This is a genomic window from Hoylesella timonensis S9-PR14 (genome assembly GCF_000762405.1).
Taxonomy (GTDB): Bacteria; Bacteroidota; Bacteroidia; order Bacteroidales; family Bacteroidaceae; genus Prevotella; species Prevotella timonensis_A.
The window spans coordinates 33,296-57,130 of record NZ_JRPQ01000071.1 but is presented as its reverse complement, the minus strand read 5'-3'; the positions used below and the strand labels follow the sequence as shown (position 1 = coordinate 57,130).

General features: G+C 41.4%; 16 protein-coding genes. 9 read left to right on the top strand and 7 right to left on the bottom strand.

Translation table 11 applies throughout. The features are described 5' to 3' along the window. Positions 1-138: 138 nt before the first annotated feature. The 3 genes from recA to HMPREF9304_RS04175 form a co-directional block, all read right to left on the bottom strand. Entirely contained in the window at positions 139-1,167 is a 1,029-nt protein-coding gene (gene recA / locus HMPREF9304_RS04185) for a recombinase RecA (protein ID WP_008123422.1), read from the bottom strand. A 75-nt stretch (positions 1,168-1,242) separates the two neighbouring features. After that, on the bottom strand, positions 1,243-2,469 hold the full coding sequence (locus HMPREF9304_RS04180; RefSeq protein WP_036926780.1) for a saccharopine dehydrogenase family protein: 1,227 nt from the start codon (positions 2,467-2,469) through the stop codon (positions 1,243-1,245). A gap of 86 nt (positions 2,470-2,555) precedes the next feature. Then, a complete protein-coding gene (locus HMPREF9304_RS04175; protein ID WP_036926778.1) occupies positions 2,556-3,155 on the bottom strand; it encodes a DUF6621 family protein in 600 nt (199 codons plus the stop codon). Between the two features lie 717 nt (positions 3,156-3,872). Between HMPREF9304_RS04175 and HMPREF9304_RS04170 the strand changes: the two genes are divergently transcribed. Beyond that, complete coding sequence (locus HMPREF9304_RS04170; RefSeq protein WP_036926728.1) at positions 3,873-4,622, top strand: ThiF family adenylyltransferase; 750 nt, start codon at positions 3,873-3,875, stop codon at positions 4,620-4,622. Between the two features lie 14 nt (positions 4,623-4,636). Here the strand turns inward: HMPREF9304_RS04170 and HMPREF9304_RS04165 are convergent, their stop codons facing one another. After that, complete coding sequence (locus HMPREF9304_RS04165) at positions 4,637-5,392, bottom strand: helix-turn-helix domain-containing protein (RefSeq protein ID WP_036926727.1); 756 nt, start codon at positions 5,390-5,392, stop codon at positions 4,637-4,639. A gap of 316 nt (positions 5,393-5,708) precedes the next feature. Between HMPREF9304_RS04165 and HMPREF9304_RS04160 the strand changes: the two genes are divergently transcribed. The 8 genes from HMPREF9304_RS04160 to HMPREF9304_RS04130 all read left to right on the top strand — a co-directional run bounded on the left by HMPREF9304_RS04160 (position 5,709) and on the right by HMPREF9304_RS04130 (position 20,381). After that, positions 5,709-7,979 (top strand): TonB-dependent receptor domain-containing protein, encoded by a 2,271-nt coding sequence (locus tag HMPREF9304_RS04160; RefSeq protein ID WP_231564463.1) that lies wholly within the window; start codon positions 5,709-5,711, stop codon positions 7,977-7,979. 27 nt (positions 7,980-8,006) lie between these two features. After that, positions 8,007-8,135, top strand: a complete 129-nt coding sequence (locus tag HMPREF9304_RS15160; RefSeq protein ID WP_081953642.1) for a cysteine peptidase family C39 domain-containing protein — start codon at positions 8,007-8,009, stop codon at positions 8,133-8,135. Between the two features lie 333 nt (positions 8,136-8,468). Further along, positions 8,469-9,665 carry a TlpA family protein disulfide reductase gene (locus HMPREF9304_RS13780; RefSeq protein ID WP_197061635.1) on the top strand — a complete coding sequence of 399 codons (1,197 nt, stop codon included), beginning with the start codon at positions 8,469-8,471 and terminating at the stop codon, positions 9,663-9,665. A gap of 118 nt (positions 9,666-9,783) precedes the next feature. Beyond that, positions 9,784-11,289: a kelch repeat domain-containing protein gene (locus HMPREF9304_RS04150; RefSeq protein ID WP_036926724.1), complete on the top strand. Its 1,506-nt coding sequence runs from the start codon at positions 9,784-9,786 to the stop codon at positions 11,287-11,289. A gap of 69 nt (positions 11,290-11,358) precedes the next feature. Continuing rightward, on the top strand, positions 11,359-14,454 hold the full coding sequence (locus HMPREF9304_RS04145; protein ID WP_081953641.1) for a SusC/RagA family TonB-linked outer membrane protein: 3,096 nt from the start codon (positions 11,359-11,361) through the stop codon (positions 14,452-14,454). Between the two features lie 36 nt (positions 14,455-14,490). After that, the gene (locus HMPREF9304_RS04140; protein ID WP_081953640.1) at positions 14,491-16,008 is read left to right on the top strand and encodes a RagB/SusD family nutrient uptake outer membrane protein; all 1,518 of its coding nucleotides are present in this window, start codon (positions 14,491-14,493) and stop codon (positions 16,006-16,008) included. A gap of 413 nt (positions 16,009-16,421) precedes the next feature. Then, positions 16,422-17,774: a sodium:proton antiporter NhaD gene (gene nhaD, locus HMPREF9304_RS04135; protein ID WP_036926717.1), complete on the top strand. Its 1,353-nt coding sequence runs from the start codon at positions 16,422-16,424 to the stop codon at positions 17,772-17,774. Between the two features lie 48 nt (positions 17,775-17,822). Then, positions 17,823-20,381 carry a peptidase associated/transthyretin-like domain-containing protein gene (locus tag HMPREF9304_RS04130; RefSeq protein WP_052045888.1) on the top strand — a complete coding sequence of 853 codons (2,559 nt, stop codon included), beginning with the start codon at positions 17,823-17,825 and terminating at the stop codon, positions 20,379-20,381. On the opposite strand, the gene HMPREF9304_RS04125 is transcribed toward HMPREF9304_RS04130, so the two are convergent. The 3 genes from HMPREF9304_RS04125 to phoB are packed head-to-tail and all read right to left on the bottom strand — an operon-like array spanning position 20,365 to position 23,053. Further along, positions 20,365-20,946, bottom strand: coding sequence for a GNAT family N-acetyltransferase (locus tag HMPREF9304_RS04125; protein ID WP_036926713.1), 582 nt, complete (start codon positions 20,944-20,946; stop codon positions 20,365-20,367). The genes HMPREF9304_RS04130 and HMPREF9304_RS04125 overlap by 17 nt on opposite strands. Then, positions 20,943-22,361: a sensor histidine kinase gene (locus tag HMPREF9304_RS04120; protein ID WP_036926711.1), complete on the bottom strand. Its 1,419-nt coding sequence runs from the start codon at positions 22,359-22,361 to the stop codon at positions 20,943-20,945. The genes HMPREF9304_RS04125 and HMPREF9304_RS04120 overlap by 4 nt, the downstream gene beginning before the upstream one ends. After that, on the bottom strand, positions 22,358-23,053 hold the full coding sequence (gene phoB, locus HMPREF9304_RS04115; protein ID WP_036926709.1) for a two-component system response regulator PhoB: 696 nt from the start codon (positions 23,051-23,053) through the stop codon (positions 22,358-22,360). Before phoB ends, HMPREF9304_RS04120 begins: the two co-directional genes overlap by 4 nt. Between the last annotated feature and the right edge of the window lie 782 nt (positions 23,054-23,835).

Here is a 23,835-nt window from a genome sequence, read left to right as displayed (position 1 = left end):
TTTCTTAGTCATTGATGCTTAATGAGAACCAGCTTTGACTGATACCACCAGCCTTGACTTATGGTTAAGGAATATGTTGCTACAAAGATAGAAAATATTTATTATTTATGGATGAATATGTCATCCTTTTTTTAATTTTTATAATTCTGTCTTTTCTGCAATAGCTTGTTTGATTTGTGCTTCCAATTCTTCACACAGTTCAGGATTGTCTTTCAGTAACTTTTTGGTTGCATCGCGTCCTTGTGCCAATTTAGAGTCTTGATACGAATACCACGAACCACTTTTCTTGATAATGTCATATTCTACCCCCAGGTCAACAATTTCTCCGATTTTAGAGATTCCTTCACCAAAGGTAATCTCAAATTCTGCTTTGCGGAATGGAGGAGCTACCTTGTTTTTTACCACTTTCACACGCACTTGATTACCAACAACCTGGTCGCCATCTTTCAGGCTGGTCACCTTTCTAATGTCCAGTCGTACAGAAGCATAGAACTTTAATGCGTTGCCACCTGTAGTGGTCTCTGGACTGCCAAACATGACTCCAATTTTTTCTCGCAACTGGTTGATAAAGATACAGGTGGTATTGGTCTTGCTAATATTCGAGGTGAGTTTGCGAAGTGCCTGACTCATCAGTCGAGCCTGCAAACCTACGTTACTGTCGCCCATGTCACCGTCAATCTCTTTCTTAGGTGTCAGTGCTGCCACAGAGTCAATAACCAAGATGTCGATAGCTGAAGAGCGAATCAGCTGGTCTGCTATTTCCAAAGCTTGCTCACCGTTGTCGGGTTGCGAAATCCATAGATTGTCCACATCTACGCCTAACTTTGCGGCATAAAAACGGTCGAAAGCGTGTTCGGCATCAATGAAGGCAGCAATGCCTCCAGCCTTTTGTGTCTCAGCAATAGCATGGATAGCCAGTGTTGTTTTTCCCGAAGATTCTGGACCATATATTTCAATGATGCGTCCTCGTGGATATCCACCCACACCGAGTGCGCAGTCTAATGCAATGCTACCTGTTGGTATCACTTCAACATCTTCTATTTGTTCATCACCCATTCGCATAATAGAACCCTTGCCAAAGTCCTTCTCTATCTTCGCCATCGCAGCCTGTAGCGCTTTCAGCTTGCCTTCGTTGGTGGCTGGTGATTTTGTTTCTTCTTTTGCCATATTTTCTACTTTATTTTTTTTCGTTGTTGAGCTAATTAGTCTAATTATTCCTATTGACCTTGTCAGCCAAAATGACTATAATTCCAAATCTTTGCCAAACTCTTCGTGCCAAGGCAAGCCTTGCTTGTTCAGTTGTTCCATGAAAGGATCTGGGTCGAAGTCTTCAACGTTCCAAACACCAGGTTTCTTCCAAATTCCTTTAAGAAACATCATGGCACCAATCATGGCAGGCACACCAGTGGTATAGCTCACTCCTTGCATTCCCGTTTCTTTGTAGGCGTCTTGGTGTTTGCAGTTGTTGTAAACGTAATAGGAAAGTTCTTTACCGTCTTTTATGCCACGAATGCGACAGCCGATGCTCGTTTCACCGTCATAGTTCTCGCCAAGGTCTTGTGGATTGGGCAATACGGCTTTGAGGAATTGTAGAGGAACAATGTTTACCTTCACTTTCTTGCCAGAGCCATCAGCCAATTCTGCCTCGTATTCAATCTCATCGATGCGCGACATACCCAAATTTTGAATAACATCCAAATAGTTAAGGTATTGTTCACCAAAGGTCATCCAGAATCGAGCTTGTTTAATGGTAGGATAATTCTTCACCAAGCTTTCCAACTCTTCGTGGTGCATCAAATAGCTCTCACGTGGGCCGATGTTAGGATAGGTAATGGGTTGATGGATTTCCAAAGGTTCGGTTTCAATCCATTTGCCATCTTTGTAATAAAGTCCCTTTTGTGTGATTTCTCGAATATTGATTTCAGGGTTAAAATTAGTGGCAAAAGCTTTATGGTGATTGCCAGCATTACAGTCGACAATGTCCAAATAATGTATCTCGTCAAAATAGTGTTTGGCAGCGTAAGCCGTGAAGATACCACTCACACCCGGGTCGAAACCACACCCAAGAATGGCTGTAAGTCCTGCCTTTTCAAACTTGTCTTTGTATGCCCATTGCCATGAGTATTCAAAGTGCGCCTCGTCTTTGGGTTCGTAATTAGCCGTGTCAAGATAATTGCATCCGCATGCCAAGCAAGCTTCCATAATGGTAAGATCTTGGTAGGGCAAAGCCAAGTTAATCACCAACTCTGGTTGGTAATCGTTCATCAAAGCTTTTAGTTGCTCCACATCGTCGGCATCTACTTGGGCTGTTTTGATGTTTGGGTTACCAATAGCTTTTACTATTTTATCGCATTTCTCTTTACGTCTGCTGGCTATCATCAACTCTGTAAACACTTCTGGATTCTGTGAAATCTTAAATGCTGCTACGGTTGCGACGCCACCAGCGCCAATCATTAAAACTCGTGACATAATCATGAATCCCCGTCACCTCCATTGTGGAGGAGAGTGCCTCGCAGGGTACGCCTTTATCGGCACTTTCTGTTGGTTGTTATACTTTATTTTATTTCTTCGCTCTTAATCCCTAAGGCATTCATTAACGAATAGCCCAAGATTTCTTGCCTGAAGTTTCCTCCCACTAAGGGTTGCATAGCAAAAACAGTGATGCGTTTATTCTCATCGTCTACGCTACGCAGACTTGTACGAATGAGGTCGAACACCCCTTCTCGTTCACAGTTGGGGATAATCATCATCCGTTTGACATTTGGATGCTGGCATACGGTGAGCAGGATGTCCATAAAGAAGTCGGTATCCTGCACAATATCTTCTACAGGAAACGAACTTAACATAAACTCGCCTAAGTGATCTTTGAAAGCCTTTCCGTTCAAGTCATTTTCAAAATTACCTGGCTGAAAGTTTTCCAGTGTAGTCTTTTCCTTGCTATGCACAAAAATCACTTGTGTGTCATGTGTTCCTTCTCTGATACCGCCATCTAAGGCTATGCAATCAATCCATCGAGCGATGTCGGCTGCAGGAATGCGCCGTCCAATCATTCGCTCAAAGTTCACAATCAGGTCAAAAGCAACCTGATCGATATAATCACCATCAACGAGAATGATATTCTCGCTCCATTGATTGTTTGAAATTTGTGCATCCATACTTTGCAAATTTACATAAAAATAATGATACCAACCATACAAAATATAAAAAACTAATTGCATGAACACAGCTCTTCCACTGTAGAAAGGTTGTTTATGATGCAAAACAATCTTTTTTCTTCTTTTGTTTCAACAACCATGACTCTTCGATGAAAGGTGACGTTTTCTTATTTTTTTTGGTAATGTCATTTGCTGTTTTTGTCCTATCATTTTACCAAAAAACGGCCATCTAAAATTTGCGAAATAGAAAAAAATGATAGGCAAACGACCCGCAAAAATGCGTTGATTTTAACAAAATAAACGTCTCTCAACGCTGGAACATTGACTTAACGCCCTTGGAAACACCATTTAAGGCTGTTATTCACATACCATAACAGCATTAAAGCATGCAAATAACAAGCTTAGAGCAATGCTTTAGCCGCCAAAAAAAGGTAAAAATAGGAAAGAAAAGAGATGTTGTAAACGTAACGTGTTTAATAACAAAGAATTACAAACCTCACTCATTTCTCGCGTATTTGCGACCCATTTTGCCGTTGGTTGTTTTCACGCGAGTTTTGGGAGGCTCTTTGTAAAGAAAATTCAGCATTAATGAGCCTTCCATGTTTTCTGAATATGTTATAAAAACTAAAATAACCAATGACCTGAACGATTATTACACTTTTGTGTAGTGCATGTTTATTTTGTAGGTTCTATTTTTGCGAAAAATAATTATTGACTATGGAACAAAGATACAGTAGAAACAGGCTCTACGTGAGCGAAAGGGAACAAAGTATTATCAAGAATTATAAGATTTTTCTTGGTGGTGCAGGAATTGGCAGTATAATCGCTGAATGTGCTTTAAGATTTGGTTTTGAACATATCACCATTGTTGATGGTGATAAGGTGGAGGAAAGCAATCTTAACAGGCAGAACTTTACGGAAAATGACATTGGTAGATACAAAGCGGAGTGTTTGGCTGAACGCTTGCAAAGCATTAATCCCAATGCACAGATAGACTTTCACACGGAGTTTATGACCGCAGACAACATTGAAAAATTATTGAATGGGCATGATGTGGCTATCAATGCCTTGGACTTCAAGGATAAAACCCCATTCGTCCTTGATGAAATATGCAAAGAAAGAAAAATTCCTGTACTGCACCCATACAACTTTGGTTGGGCAGGTTTTGTTACAATTGCAGACCCATTGGGACATTCCATATCAGAATTGGCAGACGGATTTAAGGGATTTGAACTAAAGGTGGCTGAATATGTTACCGGACATGGAGCTTTTTGGAATCAGCCAAAAGAGTGGTTGGATAAAATCGTTACTCAATATAAGGAAGAAAGTGAGATGCTCCCACCTCCACAACTGTCCATAGCATCATGGATTACAGCGGGACTATGTACAACAGCAATGTATAATCTTGCTACAGGAAAACCTGTGAACTATTTTCCAAAGTTCTATTTCTCCTCACTTTTGCAATAAGCGAAGTTCTTTTTTCAGAACAATTTGTTTAAGGTTGCCCTTGAAATAGCTTCTGAAATATTCGCCACGCCTAACTTTTCAAAGGCGTGGCGTTTGTAGAATTTAATGGAGTCTAACGAGCGACACATCCTGTCTGCAATTTCCGTCATCGTAAGACCAGCCACAGATAGTCTGAGAACTTCAAGCTCTTCTTCTTTAAGCGATACACCATCACATTCCTTCCACCGATGTCCCTCGAAAGAGTATTTCCAATAATTCTGTTGTCCATTCTTGTGAAACTCTACATGCCCAGCTGTTTTATGCGAAGACAGAGACACGACACACATTCCTATCCATGTCTTGCCCTCATCGGTTAATAGTATAGGAGTAAGCTGATGATTGATTAGTTTGCTCCTCGTCCCACTCTTCAGATGAAAATGATAGGACATAGAACATTGGTATTTATCAACGTTGTCGAAAGTGTCAAAGAACTTAAACCCACTGCTGTTTAGCTCAACAAGCATTTTCTGTTCCTCCTCTGGCACATGTTCCAAGTAAAAACTGTACCCTAATTCCTTCACCTCCTTTGCCGTATGCCCACAAAGAAACAAAGGGTTGTCCGACACATAAAGAAACTCCTGCCTGTAATAATCTATCAAGTAAACACTCTGATAAGTCACACGTGCAAAAGCCTCTACGGTTTGCACCAATGTAGAGAGTACATGTGAGTCATAGTCCGGTGCATTGCGTACGGTATTCGATGCGATAAAGAAATCTTTAATGTCTGTCATATATGGCGAACATATTAGGTACTTCACTTAATCTTATGGCAAAAATACTTTTTTTCTTCGAAACGACACTAAAAGATTACACAAAAGTGTAAAAAGCAAAATAGAAAAGAAAAATTACACAAAAGTGTAACGATATAATTTGGAGATATAAATATTTTTGCAACAGAAATAATCAAATCGAGAAGATTATAAAGCAAACATAACTGTCAGTATGTGTAATGTTAGAAGTTATAAGAATCTGATTAAAAACATCTTAGAAATATCTCTTATGAAAAATTTGATTACTATTTTATTAATGTTAATAAGTTTGCAGACAATGGCGCAAAGTGTTACAGGAAAAGTCGTGGACGAAAAACAGAATCCTGTCTCATTTGCAAACATTGTAGTACTATCAGCAAAAGATTCTACGTTTCTTGGAGGAACATCAAGTGATATCGATGGTTTTTTCCGAATAGAAAAGCTTTCTCAAGGAAGTTTTTTGAAAGTTTCGTCTGTCGGATATAAGACGAAGTTTATAAACTGTAATGACGCATCATCCATTATCATAACGATGGAAGAAGACTCCCATTTGCTTGGAGAGGTCATTGTAAAATCCCAATTACCCAAGACATTACTCAAAGACGAGGGAATGATAACTACCGTTGCAGGCAGCATATTGGAGAAAACTCCGTCAATGGAGCATCTGCTCGACCTGATTCCGAATGTATCGGTAAGGAATGGGAATATCGAAGTATTGGGAAGAGGAGCTCCTGAAATATACATCAACGGAAGAAAGATGCGCGATGGAATGGAATTGGAACGCTTGCAGCCTGACGAGATAAAGAATATAGAGGTCATAACCAATCCGGGAGCACGCTATAACGCAAATGTGAAAAGCGTGATACGTATCACTACAAAGAAGGCTGTCGGCGAAGGATTCAGCATTGACAGTAAGACTAACTCGGAAGTGAATGAGCAGAAGCGAATGAGTTGGGTTGAAAGTCTGCGGCTGAATTACCGAAAGGGAAGATGGGACACGAACATTCATCTCTATGGGGCCTATAGGCATAAGCAAGATGACAAGCAAATTCATCAGATGACCTATCTTGACGATATTTGGGAACAGAATTCTGCTATTTCTCAAGAATACACCAATGTCAATCCTTATGTACGGCTGGCTACAAGTTACTCGTTAAATGCTGATAACTCTATTGGGGCAAGCATCAGTTATGACCGACATGCCAAAGATTTGGGCATTGGAGATATTAAAGGACTGTCTATGCGCAATAATGTTCAGACAGAACAGTCGCTGTCATATTTCGAGTATCCTAGCAATTCAAAAACATTGTTGTCCAATGTTTATTATGTCGGGAAAATAGGAAAAATGAATATTGATTTTAATACTGATTATTATTGTTCTGGGATAAACGAACAGATGAATAATACCGAGAAGATTAATGAGGTAGGAGTACAGGAAAAAGTGCAGAAAATTAATTCTGATCGGCGGACATATAATCGTCTGCTTGCTTCAAAGTTGGTACTTTCGGTACCTTTCATGTCTGGCAATCTCTCGTTTGGAAGCGAGTTCTCTGCATCCAACCGGAAAGAATCTTATACTGTATTGCCGCAAGATGTGGTAAACGATGAGGACAGTCGGATAAAAGAGAATATGACCTCTGTATTTGTCGATTATAGCAAAACTTTTGGTAAACTGAACGTACAGGCAGGGCTACGGTATGAATACATCAACTTCAACTATTACGATCACAATATGTATGTAGCAAATCAAAGTAAGACGTATGGTAATTTCTTTCCCTCTTTGGCACTCTCTTTGCCAGTTGGAAAAACACAGATGCAACTAACGTATGCTACTGATATTTACCGTCCTTCATATTATGAACTTCGCAATGGGGTGCAATATGACAACCGTTATACCTACGAATCCGGAAATCCTTTCCTTGTCCCATCCATCAGTAAAAATTTAAGTTATGCCCTTTCGTGGAAATGGCTCAACCTGTCGGCTATGTTCACACACATATCGGATGAAATCTGCACGCTGGTAAAGACGTATAAAGATAATCCTCAAACCGCATTGGCACGCCCGGAAAATACGCCATCATATAATAATATGCAAGTTTCATTAGCATTAAGTCCTAAGTTTGGGATATGGAATCCTTCACTCGAAATGATGTTATTCAAGCAGTGGTATCACATGGATACGAATGGAACAAAGAATCTAAATAATCCTGTTGCAACTTTCCAACTGACTAATACGTTTGATACAAAGTGGATGACGGCTTCTATAATACTGTCTGGACAAACAGAGGGGAATATGGGAAATAAGTTTGTTCGTAGAGGATATTTTAATACCGATATATCCTTATATAAGTCTTTTCTGCATGACCGCCTTACACTGCAACTCTATGTAAACGACCTGTTTGGGACTGCTGACGAACATCGCATTTTCTATTCTGGTTCACAGCGGTCAACGTATTACGACGGCTACTCTTCAAGTTCCGTAACACTAACTATACGTTATCGTTTCAATACAACAGCCAGTAAGTATAAAGGTACAGGTGCAGGGCAAGCACAGAAAAACAGAATGTAAGAATAATCTTGATGAGATAGTTATTATATGAGGTATCCAATTGTTTATCAATCAGATTCAATGTTATGTGGAATTGCTTGTCTACAAATGATATGTAAGTCATTTGGCAAAATATTCTATAAAGCTATATCATTGCTGTCCACTAAAAATAGCTAAGCGTCAGCATGTTACTCACTGCACAACGCATCTCAAAGATCTCTTCGACAAATCTATATTCCAAAATAACAAAGACAGAAACGGTTCAGGCGAACCTAATTTATTTAATTTTTAACTCGTCTATTTTTAGTGGACACTAATAACAAAGAAAACGCTTTCAGTTTATTAAATAAATGTGAACGAACCGTAATAATAACAAAATATATGGTGATTTAGTTATAAAATATTGTGTATCTTGTTCTTTTTGCTTACATTTCGTCATATTTAGTGGACAAAATGTTTACTAACAATCTAATTATAACCAATTATTATTGTAAATAAATGAAAAACTTGTTGAAGAATTGTTGTGTTATGTCGGTGGCAGCCTTGTTGCTGTTTCCCATGTTTGCCTTTGGTCAACGCACTGTTACCATTAAAGGAAATGTAAAATTCATTGAGAACGATTTCAAAGTGGGTGTGTATCGCTTCTCGGGTACATTGAAGCAGTTGTTGGCTGAAACCACTGTAGATCCAACTACCCATAATTATACCCTATCAGTGCCAGCTGATAAGATAGGTGAGGCTATGGTTGATTGTGGCGGCTGGCAAGCTGTGAATGTGTGGTTGCAGGACGAGGACATGGATATTGATTTTCGTGGAGTTGACACGGCAGCCATTAAAATTAAAAATCCTCCATTCGTATATATAAAAGGTGGTAAAAATAACGAGTTAATGAACTTGTTGAATTTTGACGCTTACCGTAATTATCAGTCGATGATTGTCTATTCACAAAAAACTTATGTTACGAAGTTTGCCGATGAGAAGAACCAAAAATCGTTGACCAATGCGCTTTATGATTTCATGGGCGATGATTATGACGCACGGTGTCGCTATTATGTGGAGCATTACGCTGACCGCCCAAGTGTGATGGTGGCTATTGAGCAATTGGATTATGAAAAAGACAAAAAGCTCATTGATGATGCACTGGCACGATTGGCTACCGTGTCACCACAAGCCAACGAGTTGGTTGCGCAATTCCACAAAGACAAGGTAGAAGAGAAGATACGCATTGAGCGTGTTAAGGTTGGTGCACCCATGCCTGCTTTTGAATGCAAATCGCCAAAAGGTAAGACACTTCGCCCTGCTAACTTTAAGGGTAAGGTGCTTGTACTCGACTTTTGGGCCAGTTGGTGTGGACCTTGTCGCCAGGAAATACCTAATCTCAAGAAAATATATGCCGATTTCAAAGATAAAGGTGTTGAGTTTATGAGCGTTTCAATTGATGCAAAGCGTGACGCATGGGTGAAAGCCATGAGTGAAGAAGGCATGCCTTGGCATCAAGGCTGGGTGTCTGATGGAGGAAAAGAGGTAATGGATCTCTACCAATTCTCTGGCATTCCATTTATCCTGATTATTGATAAAGACGGACGCATTTACAGAAAACATGTTCGTGGTGACGAAATAAGGAAAGGTGTAGAAGATGTGTTAGCTGGAAAAGCTCCAGCTGAAGAGAAAGGCACCAGCATTAGCATGGGTGCCATGTCCATGTAAACAAACCTAAAGCCATTCACCCGTGACAGCGGGTGGATGGACAGGTTCGAGCTGTTCGAAGAAAGAAAGATTTAGCGTTTAAGATAGTTGTGTTGTATTAATTTAAAAGGTTTTGACTATGAAATTGAAGTATTCTGTTTTTATATTGCTTGCTACCGTAGTTGCAGCATTTACCGCTTGTTCAGATGATGAAGACACAAAAGAACAGGCAGTTGGTATTGTATCGGGTACTATCACACCTATGGGTAGTACGGTGTCATATAAGTTGGTGCCAAAAGATAACGCTACGATAGAAAACACCAACGACAGTTTGGCTTGGGATGTGACGGAGACTGCTCTGTCCGAAGCGGTCTTAAAGGTGACTCCTACGCTCGAGACCACAGTTAGCTACAATGGTAAGGAAGTTGGTGCCGATGGTGTAACGGTGAATGCCAACAATCCTGTGACTTTGCAAGTCAAAGGCTCATCAGGGAAGACTGTGACATATAAGTTGAATGTGGTACGTGCCAAAAATCTGAAAGAGGGTCTTGTCAAAAAGTCAAGTGCAATGCCAGGCACTGTAAATGGTGCCGTTTGGCAAGACGTAGTTTCCTTTAAGGGAAAGTTCTATGCGCTCGTTGTCAGTGCCAAAGCTACTGGAGAAAAGAAAGGTGAGGGTGAAGAACATTATCAACTCTTCAGTTCTATCAATGGTATTGATTGGCAAGAAGTAAACTATGCGGTATCGCCCAAACAAGACGTCATTGGCGGAGAAGGAGCACGATTGGTTGTTTTTAACGACAAACTCTATGTGTTAGGTGGCATTCGTACGTTGGGTGCAGATAAATATGGAGTTCCAGCCGAGATTGAGGACGGATGGATGGGACCTGCTCCTGTTATCAAGGTGTGGCGTGGATATGTCACCAGCGATGGTACAAACTTTGAATCGCTGGCTGAAAAGTTGAAAGTGGAGGACAAAGGAAAAGCGGTTGAAGCGAAAAATACCTGGCTGTATAACAACCCATATTGTAGCTATGCTATATTGAATGGTAAGATTTTCCAACATGGAGGTTTTACCATGTTCATGGGCATGGCACAGGCAGCCAACAATATGCTTGAGTCTTCTAATGGTCATGAATGGAAAGTCATCTCTACACTTGATGACCAAGGTAAATCTATTTACTTGCCATCCATTGGTGCAAACTTCTTCTCTTTCAAGGGAAAGCTTTATATCGTAGGTGGCTTTAAAAATTTTATAGATGCAAAATCCATGAATAATGCTGTTTACTCATCTACCGATGGTAAAGTGTGGAAGGAAGAGGCTGAAAATGTGGAAGGATTCAGCAATCTTTACCAAGCTACTGTTGTAGCTACAGACAATGTTGTTTATATCATGGGTGGTGAGATTTTCAAGGAAGACAAGACACGTGTGTTGAATACCAAGGTTTATCGTTCTACCGACTGCATACACTGGACAGAGGTGAGCGCAGAAGGTTTCACAGGAGTACGTTACGCTGCGGGTGTTGTGGCAGGACAAGGAGCTTGGTTCTTTGGCGGCTACGAAAGTGTGTCTACAGGCAATTATGCGTTTCCACAGCAGCCGTTTAAGTGGTCTAATACTACTTGGAATGCGGCAATGAAGTAACAATATAAAAATAACAAAGCTTCTTCCGTTGCCACCGAGTGCATAGGAGAAGCTTTCTTTTTTAGCACTATGAAAAAAGTTCTTTTCATTCTTTTTCTAATCTTTCTATCATGCGTGTCGATTCGCGCTCAACAAAAGCCCATCACCGGCAACGTGGTAGATCGTAATGGTAACCCTATAGAATGGGTTTCGGTCGTTGTCAAACACACGAATGTGCATACAACTACCAACCAAACGGGAGCGTACAATATTATTGCCTCTGTCGGAGATACATTATCGTTCAGCATTATTGGGTTTGACAAAGAGCAGCGAATCGTTGGAAAGTCGAATCGCATGGATATCATGCTCCACGAAAGCAAAGATATTGTACTTGCCGACCTTGTTGTGACTGGTTATAGCAAGCAAGAGCGTCGTGACCTCACGGGTTCGGTGGCATCGGTAAAGCTCGATGACAATGTCTCCTTTCGGTCTGTGGACCAGATGTTGCAAGGCAAGGCTCCAGGTGTTTTCATGACCACATCGTCGGGTGCTTTGGGCTCTGCTAACGTCTTGACCATTCGTGGTTTAAGCTCCATCATCGGAGACAACAACCCCCTTTATGTCATCGATGGTGTGCCTATCTACGGTACAGACCGTTCTGCCAACTCCACCGATGTATCTGGAGGAGCGATACCTGCTGCCTCCATGATGGGTATGCAAACTGGTGGCGGGTCCTTACAATATAACACTGACCTAAAATATTCGTTCGAAAAGAATCCACTTGCTACGCTCAACCCTGATGATATTGAGAGTATCGAAATTCTAAAGGATGCTTTTGCCACTGCTATATATGGTTCGCGTGGCGCCTCTGGAGTAGTACTTATCACTACCAAGAAGGGTAGTAAGGCTCGTCCTCGTGTTACGGTTAACTACACTCTGGGTGTGGACAATCCCTTGGGCAAGCTCAAATTGCTCAACGGAAAGCAGTATGCGCAAATCTATTCACAATATTTTAATGGGATGAACTTCCCTGAACTCTATGACACCGATTGGATTGATGCGGTTACACGAACGGCAGTGAGCCACAACATCTCCGCTTCGTTCTCTGGTGGAACTCAAAAGACGGTTTATTTCTTGAGCTTGGCAGCGTCAGATAACGACTCGTATGTCATCAATAACAACATGAAACGTTATTCAGCACGACTGAACCTTACTACTGCAATCAGTTCAAAACTCGATCTTGGCGTCAACGTTTCTATTTCCCGTTTGGACAACAACGCCTTGCAAGCTCCTGAAATCTTTGCATCAGCGATTAAGAAAGCACCCAACCTTCCTATATATGACGAAGACGGATCGTATTATTACGGATATGCACCTAACAGTAAAGGTGACCCCGAGACCTACAACCCTGTGGCGCAGGCTTATATCAATGACGAAGGCAGCGAGGACACCCGAACTATCGGAAACGCATATCTTGAGTGGCATCCCATGAGTTGGTTGATACTCCGTTCAGAGATTGGAACAGATTTATACAATTCTTTTTCGTCCATTAGGAAAGGAGCTTTACCCGACCATGTCAAGGGCGTCGCTGGAAATCAAGCACAAGAAACCACCACACTCAACACGAAATATGTGGTGACCAATACGCTGAATGTCAACAAGGTGTTTGGCGATCACTTCATGCAAGGCATTGTAGGACAGAGTTATGAGTACACTCGTGAACGTTTGAACGCTGTGGCAGGAGATGATTTCTTTAGTCCTGATTTGGTTGGAGTTGGCGCTGCCCGATCCAAACGTGTCATCAGTGCCTATTCGCAACAGTCGGCTCTATTCTCTGCCTTTGCGCGATTGAACTATCAGTATCGAATGAAATACATGTTGGGCTTGACCTATCGTATAGATGGGTCTTCTCGATTTAATCGTTCACACCGTTACTTAGGAACACCGTCAGTGAGTGCCGGATGGCGTATGTCAAACGAGCGCTTCTTTCGTAAGGCACTGCCTTTTATTAACCAAGCCAAACTGCGCGCATCGTTTGGTGTGTCAAGCAAAGACGGCAACAATAGTTACTATGGTGCCCAAGCAACCTATAAACTCAATTCTGCCGTCAACTATGGCGACCGCAACTATCTGCAAATGTCGCAACCTGGCAATGATAACCTCAACTGGGAACATACCTTGACTTGGAATGGAGGTCTTGACTTAGAGGCATTCAAAAGTCGTCTCAAGCTCACGTTGGACTATTATTACAAGAAGACTACCAACATGCTCTTCCCTTCTAACCTCCCTTTATACACGGGATATAAAAAAGAAAATCAAAACATTGCCGACATGATGAATTCTGGGCTTGACCTTCAAATCATTAGTGAGAATGTTGTTGGCAAGAATTTTGGTTGGCAAACGGTACTCAATGTCTCCACGACAACGAATAAAATACTTAAATTAAACTTCGAAGGCAATCAGCTTGACCAGCTGAACAGCTCTTTTAAGTATTATCAAGAGGGAAAGGCGGCAGCCCAGTGGTACCTGCATCGATGGGCAGGCGTGGATCCAAATACTGGAGATCCTCTCTGGACTTACGCTGACGGAACCCAATCTACGGTACCACCAGCAGCCAATAACGAAACATCGCAACTCAACAAATTTGTTTGTGGAACGGCTTTGCCAACGGTTTATGGATCGATTAGCAACTCGCTAACGTATCGTAATTTTGAGCTTGATATCTTCTTTAACTACGCGTTGGGTAGCCACATGATTAACGCCACTCGAGCTACGATGCTTACCTACACCCAGAACGCCACCAACTTGTCCAAGGAGATGATGAACCTTTGGCAGGTGCCAGGGCAGGTAACCGATATTCCAAAGCTCAACAATGCCTCTATTATCGGAGCTTACGACTACACCACTGCCGTTACTTCTGATCGCTTTTTGGAGAACAACTCTTATCTAAGACTAAAAACGCTTACTTTGTCCTACCATGTTTCACCTGCATTGTTACGCCGGTATAAGCTATGTAGGCAGCTGCGTGTCTATGCAACGTTTACGAACCTGTTCACCGTGACAGGTTACAGCGGACTGGATCCAGAGGTTAGTGCTTTTGGCTCTTCGGTCACAGCGTCAGGATATGACAACTGCACCATGCCATCGTCTCGCAGTATGCAGTTTGGCGTGAGTGCAACATTCTAAAACGAAAGGTAGTTCATTATCTAAGGAAAACATAAGATGAAATATAAAAATCATTTGCGAACACTGCTCTCTACAGTCCTCGTCTTCTCACTGTTTAGCTGTGATTTGGACATGGAACCAGAGAACGTGTACGTTGACGAAAAGGTATATCGTACTCAAAAAACAGCCGAAGCGGCTCTTACGGGAAGTTATGTGAGGCTTAACGTCTTTCTTAGCGGTGCTCCGCAAGATCAGAACAATTATTCCAACATGGGTTATGCCCTCATGTTGGCTGACTTAACGACTGACAATCTCAAAGTACGACCATCGTCTACAACGCTCGTGGCGGTTGAGACCAGTCAATACACTGCCAACGAACACGACCAATTGTTATACTATGTATGGCAATGGGGCTACAATGTAATCGACTACGCCAACAACGTTATCCATGGTGTTGAGGCGTATGGTCAATACAAGGACGAAGTGAAACGCCAACATATTGCTGAGGCTAAGTTTATTAGGGCATACGCTTACTTCTATATGCTTTGTCTGTTTGGTGACCAAGCCCTTCTTGGCAATGATGCGGGAGACGGTTTGGTGATGCGTCTTGAACCTTATAAAGGATATGATCCCAACAATCACCAGCCGCGTGTAAGTAATGCTGAATGTTGGAAACAAATCATTAACGACCTTCAAGAAGCCATTGTTGACTTACCGCAGTCTGTTCCTTCACCATCGGCTCGAGTTAGAGCCAACAAAAGCGTTGCACAGGGGTTGCTTAGTCGCGTTTACCTTTATAAGGGAACGTTTACGAACACCATGGAAGAGTTGCAGTTGGCTGAAAAATATGCGGCAGAAGTACTGAACAGTGGAGCGTATGGTTTCTCTAATTCGCCTAACGAATATACGGACAACCTTTTCCCATCTAATGAGTTCTCGCAGTCAACAGGCTATCCCAACCCTACAACGTACAGTAGCGAGCTTATGTTCTTCGAGCCAAGCCGCATATACACTGCCAATTACCCGAACGGTATGCGGTATTATCAAAAACGACTTTTCTATATACCTCGAACTGCTGTCGAGAATTATGCGTCTAACGATGTTCGACGTTCACAGCTTATCGTGACAGGTTCGACTTCTGACAACCCTAACGACCTCACTACTCGCAAATACTGTGGAGGCATGTACGACGATGTTATCTATATGCGACTGACAGAGATGAAACTCACTTATGCTGAGACGCTTGTCCGTACCACCAACAGTGTTTCACGACAGGCTGTTGATCAACTCAACGACATCCACCAGCGAGCCTTCCCTGATGGTATGAAACCGAAACGATTCACTGTGTCTGATTTTCCTGATACGCAATCATTGTTGAAAGCCATTTTGCTGGAAAGGCGGCATGAGTTGGCGTATGAGGGGCATTATCGTTGGGATCTTATGCGAACCAACAACCTCTTAAAGGACAAGACACTAAGTGCCGTGACGCCCAATCGTTGGAATTTGCCCGTACCAGATTATGAGCTGCGTATCACCAAAGGTCTTATACGTCAGAACGCGGGATACATCAAATAGTTTCTGCAAGGCTTTCTCACGAGTCTTACCCTTAAAAGAGTCATGAGTGTTTGACCTTTTTTAGGAATAACGAAGCTCGTTTTATCCTCTTTAAGCAATTACCCCGGTTTGGGCTTAGTCCGAACTGGGGTAGTCTCTTTACGTTATTTTCCAAAAGAACTGTAGCAACAAGATGATAATAGCCTTGATATGACATACCAAGATGACAAAACAGCAATTGTAAAAATAAACACCTGCTTTTATTTGGTAGAATAGTTTTCAAAACTTATCTTTGCAAACAATTTAATCTAAGAAGAACTAACAAATGCTCTTTTATAGGTTGTGAGCAATAAAAATGTGGGCGGAGGGCATTCTAAAGAACAATGCCTGTATGTCCGTTTATTTTCATTAAAAAGGTTTTAAGTTTTTAGTTTATGGCATCTTTGACATTAGCGATTGTTATCGTTTTTTGTATTGGCTATTTATTTATAGCCATCGAGAGTGTTACAAAAGTGAACAAGGCAGCTGTTGCTTTGCTGATGTTTGTGGCCTGTTGGACACTGTTTATGCTGGATCCTAATACCTATTTGCCTGGGTTCTCTGGACAAGAGTTGGTAAACGAGGTGAGTAGTGTGATTGAAAAGCATTTGGGTAGCACGTCTACAACCTTGTTCTTCTTGATGGGAGCGATGACGATTGTAGAAGTAGTCGACCAAAACGGCGGTTTCAACTTTGTGCGAGGTGTCATGAAGACCAAGAGCAAGCGCTCATTGTTGTGGCGCATTGCCTTTATGACTTTCTTCCTGTCGGCTGTGCTCGACAACCTTACTACCAGTATCGTGATGATTATGATACTGCGCAAACTGGTGAAGTCACACGAAGACCGTCTTATCTATGCCGCCTTGGTTATTATAGCAGCCAATTCAGGTGGAGCTTTTTCGCCCATTGGAGACGTTACTACCATTATGTTGTGGAACAAGGGAACCATCACCACAGCAGGTGTCATTGAGGAGATCTTTGTTCCATCGTTGGTAGCGATGATCGTACCAGCGTTTATTTTGCAATATCAATTGAAGGGCGAGTTAGAACCTACTGATGTTCATGTTACCTCCGACTATCAGGTGCTTGACTTTAGCAGTACACAGCGCAAGATAATTTTCTTCTTGGGTGTGGGTGGATTAATGTTCGTTCCTATTTTTAAGAGCATTACACATTTACCTCCATTTGTGGGTATCCTCTTAGTGTTGGGTGTGTTATGGACTGTGACCGAGGTGTTTTATCGCCGATTGCATCGCAAAAAGGACAGTATGGCCAAGCGTGTAAGCAATTTGTTATCTAATATTGATATGTCCACGATCTTGTTCTTCCTCGGTATCCTCATGGCAGTAGCGAGTTTGGAGCAAATAGGTGTGTTAGAAGGACTTGGCAAATGGCTCAATGACGTATCTAACGGTAACCATTACATGGTGACAGGTATCATCGGTGTTATTTCAAGTATCGTTGATAATGTTCCATTAGTGGCTGGGTGTATGGGCATGTATCCAATTGAGGCAGCAGGAGATATGGCAGTAGATGGCATCTTCTGGCAGTTGTTGGCATACTGTGCTGGCGTAGGAGGTTCTATCCTTATCGTGGGTAGTGCTGCTGGCGTGGTTGTCATGGGATTGGAGAAGATAACCTTTGGTTGGTATCTCAAGCACGTTAGTTGGATCGCTTTGGTGAGTTATTTATCAGGAATCCTATGTTATTGGGTTATCCGTACTTTCATTTTCCCGACAGTTATATAAACTTATCGCTGATTACGATTGGTTGATAATAATATAATCTGGAAAAACATGATTGATAAAATTATTTGTAGTCTATTTGTGTTGTTGCTGGGAACATTGCCTGCGACAGCACAAAACAGTTCTGTTTTTGAACGTTTTTTTGCAAATGCTGTAACCTTTTCCAAAACGTTTCCACGGGAGAAGGTGCATTTGCATTTAGATAACAGCAGCTATTACCAAGGTGATACTATATGGTTTAAGGCGTATGTTGTAACGGCTACAAATAATCAGTTGAGCAGTATCAGCAAACCGCTTTATGTAGAATTGCTCGATCAGCTCGGCAATGTATTGGAGCGCCATATCATTAAGTTGCGCGATGGTGAGGGAGCAGGGCATATTGCCCTGACGAATACCTTTTTCACGGGTTATTATGAGATACGAGCTTACACTCGTTGGATGTTGGCTTTTGACGATGCGTCGTACTTTTCACAAACCATTCCCATATATCGGAAGCGGCTCACACATAAGGAGTCTCCCAGAAGTATTGCTGTATACAACATGGACAAGAGTATGGCGCAACGTCCGCTTCCTCAAAAAGATGAGTTAGAAGCTCGTTTTTACCCTGAGGGTGGTAACTTGGTGCAAGGCATTCCCTCTGTGATTGGTTTCGAAACAGTGAGCCGTGACAGCGGTTTTGTAAACCTTGACGGATTCTTACTTTCTCCTTCGGGCGAACGTACAATTCCCATTTCTACGATTCATGATGGGATGGGGAGCTTCATGTATACACCTCGTGAACAACCAGCCAATGTAGAAATCCTTTTTCGAGGCAGTACTTATCGTTTTGAGTTGCCCAAAGCTTTGCCACAAGGTTATTCCATGTCGGTAGCAAATCGAGAAACATCTTTCGATGTAACGGTAAAGAGAAGTTCAGAATCGTTGACAGATTCCTTGGCTTTGTTCACCTTTTCTCAAGGAACACCGCATAGTTTCAACACCATAGAATTTGTGGGTAAAGTGTCGAAGACACTGCGAATCATGAAATCAGACTTGCCTCCTGGCATTGTGCGTATGTCGCTTATCAATGCAGCAGGACATACTCTTTGCGACCGTTTTTGTTTTTCCTATCCAAAGAAGACAATCACCATGAAAGGTGTTAGCGATAGTAAGGTGTACACGCCCTATCAGAGAGCACGCTATGAGGTAAGGGTTACCGATACGGAGGGGAAACCTGTACGCAATGCCAGTGTGTCGATAGCCATACGTGATGGTGAACAAACCGACTATATACCAGCCTCTCAAACCATTGAGACCGACTTACTGCTCACTTCCGATTTAAGAGGTTATATTCATCAACCAGCGTATTATTTTGAAGAACGGAGTAGGGGAAGGCGCAAATTGTTAGACAATTTGTTGCTTATTCGTGGTTGGAGACAATACGATATAACTCAGCTTATCGGTGAGAAGCCGTTTGAACCGAAGCAAATGCCCGAACCAAACTTGACCCTGTATGGGCATGTAGACTCTTGGTTTGGCAAGCAACAGTCTAATATTGCCGTTACAGTGTTAGGTAAGCGCGACACGATTTATGTGTCGGGAGCTACCTATACCGACTCATTAGGGAATTTCAGTCTGCCAATGGACGATATGTATGGTCGTATGGAGTCTGTCATTCAGACCAAACGCAATGGTAAGCAAAAGAATCGTTATGCCGATGTGAGTCTTTATCGCAACTTTGAACCTGGCTTAAGAGCCTATGATTGGCGAGAGTTGCACCCCACTTGGGAGGACCCTGTAGACACTTTGGCACTGCAACAACTGGTCGATTCGCTAACAACAAATCAACTTGAAGCGAATGCTTTGCAGATAGACGAGGTGGTGGTAAAAGGTAAAAAGCGACATAGTACTTTGAAAGACACCGAGTCTTTTGAACGAGATATTCTTGCCTTTTATAATATTCGTAAACATATCGACAAACTACGCGATGAAGGGAAGTATGTATCAAATGAGGTGGGATTTTTCTTGCACAACCTTAACCCACTTATTAACCCAGAAGGAACGCAATATGGTGTTAATCCGTTGCGATATAGCGTGAATGGAGAAGAGATACAACTGCCCTATATCGAGAAAGACCTTGACATGGTAGAAACGGCGATGTTGTACATGGACAAGTTTAACAGATACGCTTATTCGGTTGATGATAACTATCGCATACAGAAGTCTGAACTCACCGATGCTTATACTCATTTACGTGTAGACACTGCCAGTCAGATAGCACTCAATAAGTATGTAGTACGTTGTGCGTTTAAGATGGCTGACAATTGGAGTTCTAACAAAAATTATCGTCCATCACGAGGCATCCGTCGCACAGTGATTCAAGGATATGATGAGCCAAAGGCTTTTTATTCGCCCATCTATCCAGAGAGTGGATACTTTGACAACAATGCCGATGAGATGCGTCGTACTTTATATTGGAATCCGAATTTGAAGACTGACGAAAACGGAATAGCGGTCGTAGAATATTACAATGGTAGCTACACAACTTATATGAATGTGTGTGCGGAGACGCTCGTAGATGGCGTACCCGCATCACTGAACGCTTTTTCTTATCCTATCCGTAAAAAGTAATCAAATACTGTAGATGTTTCATGGGATGTCCACCCCAATCGGTGTCGTCTACATACCGAAACCCTTGGGTCGTGTAGAGGCGCTCTGCATGTGGATTGTCTTTATCCACTAAAAGTCCAATTTTATCTATCTTCATTTCTTTCGCCTTATTTAAGGCTTGCATGATCAGTTCTTTGGCAATGCCCTTGCGGCGGTATTGCGGAAGAATAGCAATACTGTCAATATATAGTTCGTCAGGCTGTGCCTCGTCTTTCATATCTCGATAGTCGATGTTGAATTTTTGAAGTGCTTTTTCAATGAATACCTTTCTCAGCTTCTTCAGGTCGGCACCGTGGTAACTCACACAAATACCTGCTACTTCGTTGTTATCACTCAATGCTACGAAGGTGTTCTTATAACTGTATTGGCTTTCGTCCATGCTCACCAATTCGGTCATCAAGTCTTCAAACTCGTTCAGTGTGTGATTGGGACCTGCTAAGTTTTGACAACACTCATAGTTCATGGCAAGCATGATGAGTTTTGCAATTTCTCTTGCTTGTTCTTTGGTGGCTTGTGTTATTTTCATTCGTTATTCTTTTTAATATTAAAATCAAATCGCAGACCTCCTGTGGGTAGGTTTTTAGCTTGAATCGTTCCTCCATGAATCATCACAGCATTCTTTACAATAGCGAGTCCTAAACCTGTGCCGCCTAATTTTCTACTTCTCCCTTTATCTATTCGATAAAAGCGTTCAAAAATGCGCGACAAATGTTCATTTGCGACTCCAATGCCATTATCATAAAACGCAAAACTCCAATCTTTATTGTTTTCTACGGCATCCAATGTAATCGTGGTGCCATTGCCTGCATAAGCGATAGCGTTATCTGTCAGATTTCTAAAGATACTATATAGCAGGCTTTTATTCCCGTGCACAATGATGGTTTTAGGAAGATTGATGATAAAGCTCATGTGGTGCTTTTCTAATTGTAGCGCAGTCTCTTTACTAATATCTTCTATCATTTGAGAGATATTTACTTCTACATTTTCTTTTATTTCAGGGGCATCATCCATCCTATTCAACGTAGAGATGTCTTGTAGGAGAGAGGTTAGTCGCTGACTTTGGGCATAACTGTGTTTCAAAAATTGCTTCTTCGTCTCCTCGTCGATATGGGGATTGTCTAAGATAGTTTCCAAATAGCCCTGAATGCTTGCTACGGGAGTTTTTAATTCGTGCGCAATATTTTGAGTAAGTTGTCGTTTTAGCTTATCTTGTTCTTGTCGTGTACTCTGAAGACGTTTATAGATTTTGATAATTCTTTCGGCTATCTCTCCCAATTCGTCGTCAGGAAAAGCAATCAAATCTTCTGTTTCCAAGCTTTCATTATGGTCGGCTCTACTGGCAAAAAGTTTGAGCTTTGTAATGTTGGCACCTAATCTACTCAAGAAACGCCATAATACTAACGTCAATATAATAATAGTTGTCAACGCAAACCAAATGAAATGCTGATCTGTTTGAAGCGATTTTGCCAAATCATTATTATACGGTAAGGCACTGCGAATCGTGATTTTGCTATCGTTGAAGTAAGTTGCCGAATAAAAAAACTCCTGCTTTAACGTCTTACTATTTCTTTCTACACTTGAACCTGTCCCTTTTTTTTTGGCTTCTATGACCTCTGGACGATTGGCGTGATTTGTAAAACGGTTGTAATTCTTTTCTAAGTTGTCAAACGTAACATGCCCTTCGTTGTCTATAATTGTTACTCGGAGGTTAGGTAAACTGTGTGTCTTCACATAGGAGTCCAATGTCGTCTCGTCGGTCTTGCCCATATACTTCATGGCATCAGCTAACTGCTTATTATAGTTTTGCAGTTTCTCATTCAGCAGTTCTATTTTATATTGTTTTTCACGGACTTGTTGAAATACAATAAATGCAATGGCAAACAGCAAAAAAATCGCCATAATACTGACGTATAGGCGTGTCCCTACGGATATTTTTCTCATAGTGCGTCAAAATAATAGCCAAATCCTAAACGTGTGACGATGCACTTTGAAAACCGATTAATCTTTTTTCTTAAGCGTGTGATATTAACATCTACAGTTCGGTCGAGTACCAACACATCCTTCGGCCAGATACGATCAATAAGCTCTTGACGTGAAAAGACGTGTCCTTTTTCTGAGAGTAAGAGATGCAATAACTCAAATTCTGTTTTAGTAAAAGGAACATCCTTGCCATCAATAGAAACCGTTTTTCTGTCCAAATTCATCTCCAAACCTTGATATTTGAGCATCTTTGGTTGCTTATGGTCTTCCGTTTCTGCAGTTCTTCTGATGACCGCACGAATCCGTACCAAGACTTCGCGAATGGAGAAAGGCTTGCTGATATAGTCATCTGCTCCTAAATTAAATCCTGTCACCGTATCATTCTCAGTGTCTCTGGCAGTCAAGAAAATAATTGGAATATGGGTTGTTGCTGACTCCTCTTTAAGCTTCTTTGCCATGGCAAAGCCAGACATCGTTCCCATCATGACATCCAACAATAACAAATTGTACGATGTTAGCTCCATATTCATGGCTTCCTCTGCCGAATTGGCAGTATCAACAGCATACCCTTCAGTCTCGAGATTGAACTTCAGAATCTCACATAAGTCTTGTTCATCGTCTACGACGAGAATGCGATAATTGTTTTCTTCCATATTTGATAACAATAAATGTATTCAGTTGACAAAGTTAGCACATCAACTCTTCATAGATGTTTCAGAAATATTACAATTCTGTTACCTTGAACAAGATGTGTTAGGTTTTTATTCAAATCACATTCTTCTGAAGCTATAACTTTTCCCATGCAGTAGTAACCCGCCTTATCGAACGCTTAGCAATGAGGAACTCACCTCTTATTTCGTACAATTGTATGTTTCACACAAAATTAAGAAAAACTATGAGAAAATCAAATATATAGATGATCTTATTTTGATTACATACTGCTCTTTCATCAAAAGAGCGACATTTTTACAACAAAGAAGCATCCATAATACAGCATATGTAAGATACTTGGTACGGTGTTTTGGAGGATAATAAATGCTGAATTTTCTTTACAAAGTGCCTCTCATAACTCGCATGTAAATCACCAACTGCAAAGTTGGTCGCAAATACGCGAATTATGAGAAACTTTCATAACCCATTGTTATTAAGCGTATTATATTTTTATCATCTCTTTTCTTTCCCCTTTTTTCCACTTTTTGGCGACTGAAGCATTGAGATAAGCCTCCTATTTGCATGCTTTAATGCCGCTGAAGCATGTGAATAACACCTCTAATGTATGTTTCCAAGACCGTAAAGTCATTGCTTCAGCTGTAAAAAGCGTCTTTTTTGTTAAAATCAGTGCATTTTTGCATACCGTTTGCCTATTATTTTTTTTCTATTTTGCAGATTTTAGATGGTCGATTTTTGGTAAAATTATAGGACAAAGATAGCGAAT

Excerpts from the sequence above, each read along its gene's own strand:
- recA (WP_008123422.1), bottom strand. The coding sequence starts at position 1,167 with ATGGCAAAAGAAGAAACAAAATCACCAGCCACCAACGAAGGCAAGCTG.
- HMPREF9304_RS04180 (WP_036926780.1), bottom strand. The coding sequence starts at position 2,469 with ATGTCACGAGTTTTAATGATTGGCGCTGGTGGCGTCGCAACCGTAGCA.
- HMPREF9304_RS04175 (WP_036926778.1), bottom strand. The coding sequence starts at position 3,155 with ATGGATGCACAAATTTCAAACAATCAATGGAGCGAGAATATCATTCTC.
- HMPREF9304_RS04170 (WP_036926728.1), top strand. The coding sequence starts at position 3,873 with ATGGAACAAAGATACAGTAGAAACAGGCTCTACGTGAGCGAAAGGGAA.
- HMPREF9304_RS04165 (WP_036926727.1), bottom strand. The coding sequence starts at position 5,392 with ATGACAGACATTAAAGATTTCTTTATCGCATCGAATACCGTACGCAAT.
- HMPREF9304_RS04160 (WP_231564463.1), top strand. The coding sequence starts at position 5,709 with ATGGCGCAAAGTGTTACAGGAAAAGTCGTGGACGAAAAACAGAATCCT.
- HMPREF9304_RS15160 (WP_081953642.1), top strand. The coding sequence starts at position 8,007 with ATGAGGTATCCAATTGTTTATCAATCAGATTCAATGTTATGTGGAATT.
- HMPREF9304_RS04150 (WP_036926724.1), top strand. The coding sequence starts at position 9,784 with ATGAAATTGAAGTATTCTGTTTTTATATTGCTTGCTACCGTAGTTGCA.
- HMPREF9304_RS04145 (WP_081953641.1), top strand. The coding sequence starts at position 11,359 with ATGAAAAAAGTTCTTTTCATTCTTTTTCTAATCTTTCTATCATGCGTG.
- HMPREF9304_RS04140 (WP_081953640.1), top strand. The coding sequence starts at position 14,491 with ATGAAATATAAAAATCATTTGCGAACACTGCTCTCTACAGTCCTCGTC.
- nhaD (WP_036926717.1), top strand. The coding sequence starts at position 16,422 with ATGGCATCTTTGACATTAGCGATTGTTATCGTTTTTTGTATTGGCTAT.
- HMPREF9304_RS04130 (WP_052045888.1), top strand. The coding sequence starts at position 17,823 with ATGATTGATAAAATTATTTGTAGTCTATTTGTGTTGTTGCTGGGAACA.
- HMPREF9304_RS04125 (WP_036926713.1), bottom strand. The coding sequence starts at position 20,946 with ATGAAAATAACACAAGCCACCAAAGAACAAGCAAGAGAAATTGCAAAA.
- HMPREF9304_RS04120 (WP_036926711.1), bottom strand. The coding sequence starts at position 22,361 with ATGAGAAAAATATCCGTAGGGACACGCCTATACGTCAGTATTATGGCG.
- phoB (WP_036926709.1), bottom strand. The coding sequence starts at position 23,053 with ATGGAAGAAAACAATTATCGCATTCTCGTCGTAGACGATGAACAAGAC.